Source organism: Candidatus Omnitrophota bacterium (assembly GCA_030688425.1).
In the GTDB taxonomy this organism is placed as follows: Bacteria; Omnitrophota; Gorgyraeia; order Zapsychrales; family JANLHA01; genus JAUYIB01.
Genome location: JAUYIB010000014.1, coordinates 1 through 9,579, shown reverse-complemented (window position 1 = coordinate 9,579; position 9,579 = coordinate 1). Strand labels below are relative to the sequence as shown.

At 58.6% G+C, this 9,579-nt stretch carries 1 protein-coding gene; it reads left to right on the top strand.

What is annotated here, in order from left to right; translation table 11 throughout:
• On the top strand, window positions 1-9,579 hold a 9,579-nt coding region (locus Q8Q08_05785; GenBank protein ID MDP2653528.1), incomplete at both ends, for a 2-phospho-L-lactate transferase CofD family protein.

Sequence of the window (9,579 nt, the reverse complement as noted above, 5' to 3'; positions counted from 1 at the left end):
ACAACGTGGCGACGGCGACGGGCGGGCCGTTGGCGTATATCAAGCACGGGGTGACGGGCTGGTTGATCGATGTGTTCAAGGGCTGGAACTTCGGGGAAGTGGTGCGGAGGTTCGACCGGAACGACGTGGAAGTGATCGAGAGGTTCCGCGTGGAAGGGCGCCGGCTGCTGGGCGATTATCTGAAGGAAGGGACGGAGTGGTATTACGGTTACCGGGAGAAGGGCGAGAGCCGGTGGGTGGCTGGGATGAAGGAAGCGTTCGTGCTGGCGCATCGGGAGGTGTCGATCGACGTGATGGTGGAGAAGTACGGGTTATTGTTCGAGAGCGTCCTGGACCGCTCCGGCGCACAAGGTTATGAGGAGAAAATCGAACGGCGGCAGAGAGCGCGAGAAAAAGCGGAATTTGCCGGCAGGGATTTTTCGGATACCCAGCAGTCGGTCCAGAACTATGATCAGGTCGTTACCCCTGCACAGAAAGGAAAGGCCTTGCGGTTCGGCACCGGCCGGATCCTTAAGGTCCCGGTCTACGTTGCCGCCGGCCGGATAACGGTCGGAGATCCGGTGGAAGGGCAGTTCCATGACGGCTGGCGCGAGACCCTGCAGTCGGACTTGAACCGTCTGGCGGCCGAAGGGCGCGCACCGCCGGGCGGGACATATCACGTGATTGTCACGGTCGACGACGCCGTGCTCAACGCCGACGCCTCCGGCCTGCCCTACATTGCCGGCACGAATGTTTACGATACTGTTTATTATCATCCCGCCTACTTCGAGCAGTCCGCAGACAAGCGATTCATCATCAATTACCACGAATTCATCAGCCATATCGCGGAAAATGTCGGCGATGAAGCGATCGCCACGCAACATACCCGCAGTTTTGTCCATTCCTACGGCCTTCGTCCCGTCAGCATCGCGAATATCCGCGTGCCATATCTGGAAAACACCAGAAAGACGACGTTGACCGCCGAGGAGCTCGCGGTCCTGGGCGGGGTCCTGGGCCTGGAGGTCAGGACCCTCCTCAACAGCATTGCCGAAGTGGTGCAACAGAATTCGGCCGAGCATCAACCTTCGCAGGCGCAACCGTTGGATCCCCGGGAAGGCAATGTCATTAAACCCCTAGAGATATTCAGCCGTTCTCCGGAATTGTTCCTGAACAGCGAATTGACGACCGAATTCGTCGATGCCCGGCTGCCGCACGGCATCAGCATCCAATGGCGCGGTTACGACAAGAGGACCGGGGAAGCGGCCCAGATCGCGTTGCGAGGTATTTACGGGGCCCACCGGTTGGCCATTTTCAATCGTGTTAAGGGGCACGTGCAGGGTCTGTATGAGGTGAATCTGTCCGGCCGCAAGACCATCACCATCAACGTCAGAAACGTCAACCGGGCTCTGGCCCTGGGTTACGTCGGCCGGCATCTCTCGGAGATTTTGGAAAGGACGGGATATCCCCAATTTATCGGCAAACCGGGCCGTGGGCTCAATGCCCTGCAGACCCGGACCATCATCGCCAGCGGGGCCATCGGCATCCTGTTTGAGCGCGCCCACGATTTGTCGGTCGGCACTCTTGACGACAGCCCCGCCCGGGAGGCCTTCCTGAAATATCTGTCCGCCGGCGGCATCTATGTCCTGACTACGGATGAAAGTCTGGAAGGCCTTGAGGCCAGGTTGTTCATGAGGCACGGTTTGTCGCGGCAGGCCAGGAGCGGTTTATTGATTTCCGCAAACGGATCGGCGACACTGGCTTATTTTGACCCCACGGGCCGTCTGAGGGAATACAAGCCTTACAACAAATACGCCGTCCGGGAGTATCGTTCCGACGACCACCTGCAGGATGTGGACATCGTCTATATCGGGGAGCCGCAGGTGGACACCGACTCGGATTATAAGGCCTTTGCCAAAGTCGGATTCGACCGTTCCGTGAATACGTCGTCCCGCCCGACCGGCAGTCTGTCGGCGGAATTGCGCACGCACCATGTGGGGCGGCAGGTCCATGGGTTGAGATTGTTTCTGAACGCGGTGGACGCGTATGTGGCGTCTTTTGTGTATCGCCAGATGAGGACCCCTGGCAGATCCGGACGGCCGCTGTTCTCGCAAGACAGTCTTAGCCGGCTGGTTCGCATGGCGAACCGTTTGGCCGTCCGTCCTGAAGCCGAGATCGCCGAGGAGGACCGGGAAGCGGTTTGGGAGGAAGAAGCCGCTGCCGAACCCGTCGTTGTTTTACCGCTGGACCGCGACACCTTGCTGGCCGGGGACGAAGTGAATGCCCTGGTGCAGTCCGGCGGCCGGAAGATCCGCGCCTTTTTGCGGTTCCTGGGTGAACACGTGGGGGCCTATGACAACGGGGGACAGTTGCCGGAAACGTTCGCCAAGATCGAAGATTTCATGTGGGACGCGGCCCGCGAATATCGGGAGAACCCCGATGCCGAGAACGGTCCGTTCAGCGACCGCGCGCTGGTTGAGAAAGGCGATGCCGCCAACAATCCCGCCGCCACTCAATACCCCATCCGTATCGAGGTCCGGGGACGCGACAATGAGCGCGCCGCCCAGGTCGCCGTGCGCGGGTTCGTGGATCCATTGAGAAGATCCTATCTGGCTGAGATGAAACAGGAGTTGGGCCATTATGCGGACATGACCATGAAGACGGGCGGCAATACGACGATCGAGGCGAACGTCCGCAGGGTGGACAAGGGGTTGGCGCTGCATTATGTCGCGCGCCATTTTGAGGAGTTATTGCACATCATCGGATACACGAGAGACGAAACGAACCCGCAGCGCAGGATCAACGCCCTGCTGACCCGCTCCCTCGTTGCTCACGACGGCGACGGCACGGTTTACGGCAAACCGCACGGGCTTGTCAATCCCACGCTGATTGAAAGCCCGGCCCACAGAAGTCTGATGAAGTATTACGAGATCGGCGGGGTTTCGGTCATCATTTCCGGGAACGATCTGGAAAGGACCGCCAAGCGCCTGATCTATCATCAGGGGATCCCGCAGCATTTGCGTCATCATATCATCGTCATCGCCAACGGCGGGGCGAACCTCGCCTACTTTGACGGGGACCGGCTGGTGGAATACAAACTTTACCGGGAGGACGCTCTGCGCGAATACGATCTGGACAACATGCTCCCGGGCATGGATGCCGTTTATCTCGGCGACGACGCCAAACCCACGGGAAATGACTGGCCGGCGTTTGACAAAATCGGGTTTGACCGTTCCGTCAGCGTCGCAAAAGAAAGAACCGAGGAGATTGACGCCCGGTTACGGCCCAACCATGTGGGCGGCCTGGAATACGGCACGGCGGCTTTCTTGAATGCCGTGGTCCGTTGGGCGGCCGGCAGCCCGTTGAACACCTTCCAGCCGTTGTTCACGCCGGCCAATAGGGCGCGCTTCCGCACCGAGGCCGCGGAAGAGTTGTCTCTGGTGCAAAAGATGCATCGCTTGAGAGACAAAACCGTCGTGGACCGCATCCCTGTGGAAGTCGTGCAAATCATCCAGAGGATGGAAAGCTTTGGGGAATTGAGAGACTGGCTGGAACGGCAATTGGCTCCTCTGGTCGGTCACCCGAGCCAGCGCCTTTACGACAGCAGTCTTGTCTTCTCAAGATACCAGCTCCAGGAATTTGAAATCCTGATGTCCATTTTGGGCTTTGAAAGCAACACGTACGGCGTCAGCGAAGTTTTGGCGACCATCGTCCGCAACCAGCAGCTCCGCAGATTTGAAGAACGCGGTCCGCTGAACGAGATGTTCCGATCGTCCCAGCGCTACCAGCTGAATCTTGGCCAGAATCTGGAAGAGACCGTCCGGAATCTGGTGATGATGCTGACGAACGCGTTTACCCCCGATGACAAAGTCAAGCTTGCCGGCCGGATCAAGCAAAACGCGAGCTTGATCCAGCGCCTGCGCAAGACCGTGGCGGAATTGAGGGGCGTGGCGATTACGGACGTTTCCGCAGCGCCGCGGGACCTGTTCCTGGAAGTCTATACCGCGCGGGAGGCGGTCCGCAGAGATCCGTTCCGGTATTTCGACGACATTGTCCGCGTCAACGTCGTGGTCAATGACGATCGGATGAGCGATGCGGAACGCCGGGAGATCATGGGGCGGCTCATGGACCAGATTCAGACATTGTTGAGGACCTTGCCGGGGAAAGTGACGGCCCATCGGAAAGAAAGCCGTGTCCCCGGCTTCGAAGCGGGGAATATCTATGTCCAGGGGCTCTTGAACCACAACGATTTCGGCGACCTGCCCGTGAAGATCCAGGTGCGGTTCGCGTCGGCCCTCCGCCAGGAGTCGGCCATGTATTTCATGTACCGCCACTTCGGCCAGTGGCAGCTTTCGCCGTGGGCCCGGGACATGCCGTTTGATTCCTTCGCGTCGTTCGAGGACATGCAGAACGAGCTGTTCCGGAGGGTCAAGACCTACTTCATGCTGGATGTTAGTCCGACGCAGAATTTCCAGGAAACCGTCCCTGCGGAGAAACATCAGGCCGTCCAGGCGACTTATGGTCCTGGCCTGATCGTCAAGGCGCCCGTGTTTGTCGTCAACGGCCTGGTGGTCGTCGGTGATCCGGTGGAAGGCCTCTTCTCCGGCGCCTGGCGTGAAACCTTGCAGTCGGATCTGGACCGCCTGGTTGCCAAAGGCCGCTCGCCTCCGGACGGGACATATTATGTGATCGTCACGACCGACCATGCCGTCCTCAACGCCACGGCCGCCGGACTGCCCTTCATTGCCGGCACCAATTTGACCGATGAAGTTTATTATCATCCGGCCTACTTCGACGGATCCGCCGATAAACGTCTGGAAATAACCTACCATGAATTCATCAGTCATATCGCCGAGGGCATTAAAAACGAGCGATTGGCGAAGGCCGACACGGAGGCATTCCTGGAAAAGGCATTGGCCGCAGACGCTGGGATGATCCGCAATTCATCCGGCGAATGGACAAGGGTTGCCGCCGTGTCTGCGGCATTGGGGGCGGGCGCACAGAAGGTCTATGGCCTCGGTCTCGATGACCAGATCATGGTGGAGATTTCCAGGATGTGGCCGATTTTGGCCGGGGCCCTGGTTGTGGTGGGGATATTGGTGTCCTTCTTCTGGCCGCAGACCCGCCGCCATGTTCGCCGCTTGATTTTCCGGTTCAAATGGATGCGGTTATGGAATTCGATCAAATATCTTCTGGGCATTCAGCGTTTGAGCCGCGGCCAGAGGATCGATGACGCGGTCGAAGCCGACAAGCGCGTCGGCGCGGCGATGGACAGGATCATTCGTGACGTCAAGACCGCGAAACGGGAGGATGCCCCGTTGCACGCCGACAGGTTCCGGAAGTTGTACGGCGTGAGAACCATCATATGGGCTGGCGACGACCGCGTGAGATACAGCCGCCACATTCCCGAGCCGCTGGTCTACGGCGGGTTGCCCAGGAACAATATCCAACAGGTCTTGGAAGGGTATTACCGGACTCCGGGGGTCAGGCCGGTCATCGTTGTCGGCGACCGCCTTCTGCCGTTCGTGATTTCCGATGAACATCTGGCATCTTACAACGAATCCGACGGGGCGTTCCTGGTGGAGCCCGGGGCAAGGGCGCAGATGGAGCAGAGCGTTATTATTGGTCCGGAATACCTCAACCGGAACAAGATTTTGGAGAACTTCGGGCCCAAGGCCGCCGACGCCTACTTCGTCTACGGGCATTTCAAGGGCGAAGGCGAAGCGATCATGAAGGTGCTTGAAATCCTGGACGGCGCGGACCGCGAGGAATCTGTCCCTTATACGCAGATCGCGTATGCCGACATGCCGACGGTGGGAGACGAAAACAGGCCGCACGTATCGTATGTGAATTATCTTGAAATGGTGGCCGGCTCATATTCGGCGATCGTTGCCGCCAGGCCGGCCCCGAAAGACGCCAAGAATGGCTATGCCCTGGAATCCCTGAAAGGCCAGCGGTTGTTTTTCAAACAAAAGGCCGACAGTCTTCATTCCATTCTGACCTTTGATGAACTGCCAGAGCAGGTGGAGACCACGGGGGTGGAGGTGGAGCCGAGCCGGAAAGAATGGCGGCAGGTTCTGGATGAGCTGAATCATTGGGCGGACCTCCGGGACGATCGCAGAAATTATATCTTGACCCATTACGCCGTCAGGTTGACCGGGGGGCGTCCGCAGTTGATGGTCGCGGCTGATTTTGTGATCATGAGCAACGTTTCGTTCCTGGTCATGCAGCAGGAGCTCAGAGAGTCCCTGGCAGCGTGTCCGACGTGCACCATCTGGGATTTGTTGAATACCACCAGCCGGCTGATTCCCGAGATTATGCGGCAGCGGCCCGATCTCGTCCCGAGCGATGTCAGTGGTCCCGTCGTTCATCCGATCATATCCGTTGATTTTAACGACGCGCCGGAGCCGGTCCGGACGGCCCGCCAGCAGATCGCCTGGGCCGAGAGCCAGATCAAGGATCACACGTTGCCGCGGAAAGACACATCGCTCGGCGTGACCGAGGACACCGCGGATTTGAGGAACGACCATTTGGACGTGGTTCGTGAACGGATCCGGGCCGTTGTCCGGGCGCAGACGGAAGTTTTGAAAGTGCGGATCTCCCCGCAGCGCAGGGCCACGGCCGCTGCCATGCACAGGTACGAAATCACCGTGCAGTCCCTGTTGCGCGCGTTGTCCCGCGACGTGGACCAGGGCAAACTCTTGGAGGTCGTCTGGGCGTTTGAGAATGATCTCCGCAACGGTTTGGTGAAGGACAATGAGCAGCCGATTCCGGAATCCACGCGTGGCCTGCTCATCGGGACAGGTCGGCTGATGGTCGCGATGGGCATTGACCGCGGTTTGCTGGCCAACAATCTGGAAGGGTTGAAGAGCGATCCGAATTATATCCGCTCGATCCTCCGCCTGCGGGATGAGTATCGGACCCGCGAGCACAGTACCGTCGATCCGTATCTCCTGACACGGATAGGACATATTTTCGTGCAGGCGTTGAGGACGCAGAGGAACGTCAACGAGCGGATTACGGACCTGGTGTTCCACCGCCGTTTGTTCGGCCCGCCGTCCATCGGTCAGCTCCGCCGAAAGATTGTGTTCGTGACGGGCGGGACCGCGATCGGGACGTTATATCAGGAGAGCAGCGGCCTGGCCGGCCTGGTGGATGAGGGAACCATGTTCTACGGGGTCGTCACCAACAATGATGACGGCGGCTACAGTTATCAGCAGGTGAGCAAGCTCAACGAGGCCGGATACGGTATCTTCCCGCCGCAGGGCGACCAGATGAACACGATCCAGGGCTTTGTGAGTCCGGACAAGCGTAAATATATCCTTGGCGACGGCGGGCGCATCCCGAATGGCGCCCCTGTACCCACGCTCCTGGAAGGGACGATGCCGCTTATCATTGAAACCCTGGCGGATGATCAGCTGAAGATTGAAGAAGACTTCTTCTACTTTGGTTATACTTTGGCCACGGCGGTAGCGAAGGTCGACCAGTTGAATGCCGGGCGTGAAACGAAAGACTTTGTGATGCCCATCCCCGGGGCTTCGGTCCGGAATCTTTACCCGTTGGGCTTCCTGCATGAGAAAGGGTTCTTTGATGCGCCGTCTCCGGAGAGGAGAGGGAGGTCGGCGGTCGAAACCGATCAGCAGCAGGAAGCGTACCGGGAGGCCGTCGAGCAGATGCTGACCACGCTCGGCATCAATAATTTCCAGGTCATGTATTCCAGTTATGATCCGATGACGCTGTATGGAATGTACAAGGGGTACACCCTCCTGGTCAGACGACCGCACAGCCCGATTGAAAGCGTGACCATCGAAGAGCGCCAACGGCCGGAGCATGACAGTGTCGAAATCGTTGTCCGGAATCCCTCCCCGGCCGGGAAGCGGATCGCGCGCGCGACTGTCCTGCAAGAAGGGGAAAGGGTCTCTCTCCGTCAAATGGGGATCGATCTCGGCGTGGAAGACCCGCGGGATGTGATGGTCCATAACCTTAACGGCAAGGCCGTGATTAGCTTGGTCGAAGATCATAAAGGCGTCCGGTCGCTTTGGAACATTGAAGAGCGCGACAACGCCAACAGGACCTTCCTTGTCAACCGCACCAAGAAAACCGAAATCGAACTTGCCAGCGACGGCAGCGGCCGCCGGAGAGAACACGAAGGCAAGAAAGGGGTCGAAGAGCCGGTGTTCAGAATCGCCTCTCCCGGCCGGCAGGCTGTGGACGTCTTTGTCCGTACGCGGCTCGTCAAGACGCAGACGCACATGACGGAAACGATCAACGATGTCGGGTTTGCGGAAGTCGGATTCCTGGAGGGTTACGGCATGGACGGCCGCCGGCCCGAGACCCGCATCTACAGCCAGATCAATCGCTGGTTCGACGAGCTCCTGCAGACGCTCAATCCCGGGGATGTCATTTTCTTCGGTCCGGGCAGCTTCCTGACGTCTTTGATGCCGCATTTCATGGTGCAGGAATTCATCCGGAGACTGCGGATCGCGCGTCAGAAAGGCGTCACCATCGTGTTCTTCAATAACGGGACCCAGGACAATGAAACCATCCATATGCCGTTCTATGACCTGACGCGGATCTTTTACGATGTCGTGGGTTATCACCTGGAGCATTTGTTCGCATACATTGCCGTTGAAAAATTTGAAGGACTGGATCTTATGCCGGATCTCGTGGAGCGTTTGGCCGAGTTGGAAGAGGAAAAGGCTTCCGAATTGAAGGCCAATCCATTGGCCGCGGCAGAGGCGTTGGCCTTTGAGGTGTGGGTGGCCTTCAACGAGAGACTGGGACAGAGCCCTGAAACCATCGCCCTGGAGTATCCGGTCATGCTGAAGTTCGGCCAACAGGCCCTGGCGGAAGCCGGTCTTGGGAGCGATGCGCAACTGCAGGGGCCGGGCTTGGACATTGCAATCAGGAAATTGGCCGAACTGATTTACACTATTTATAAAATACGGCCGCAATTGATCCGTACCGATCCGGGTGCCGCTTCGGACGCCGCGAAGGAAGCTGTGGCGCCGTTTGTCCTTACGCCGGATGATCGCGAACAGCTCGCTGGCCTGCAGGCAATTGAGTCTTCGATGCTTTCTTACAAACGCGTGCCCAAACGGGAGGCCGGCAAATTTACTCTGAGAGCCCTGTATGACACAGATCTTGTGGCGGAAATCATCGCAAAGATCGTTGCCCGCAGTGTTCCGGTCAACCCAGCGATGAAGGATACCGGCAAGATCGAGATGGGTCCTATGGATGGCAAGACAAATTACGGACAGGAAACGACGCCTCGTCAAAAGGGTCAAGCGGAAGCGGATTACGGCCCACGTACGACCGTCTTCAAAGCCAAGGCAGCGGTGAAGGACGGCCGGCTGGTGCTTGGCATTCCGGAAGTGGATTTGAGCGGCGGGAAATTCGCCGAAGAATTGCAGCGCGATTATGACCGGCTGGTCGTCCAGGGCCGCGCGCCTCCCCAGCGTATTCTCAATGGTACTGTGGAAGCTGGGACGTCACTGACCTATTCTGATCGAGGAGGGTCAGTTCCGCCGGCGGACCGGGAATATACGATTGTGGTCACGACCGACGAAACGGTCTTGGGCACCGGCAAGAACGGCCTGCCCA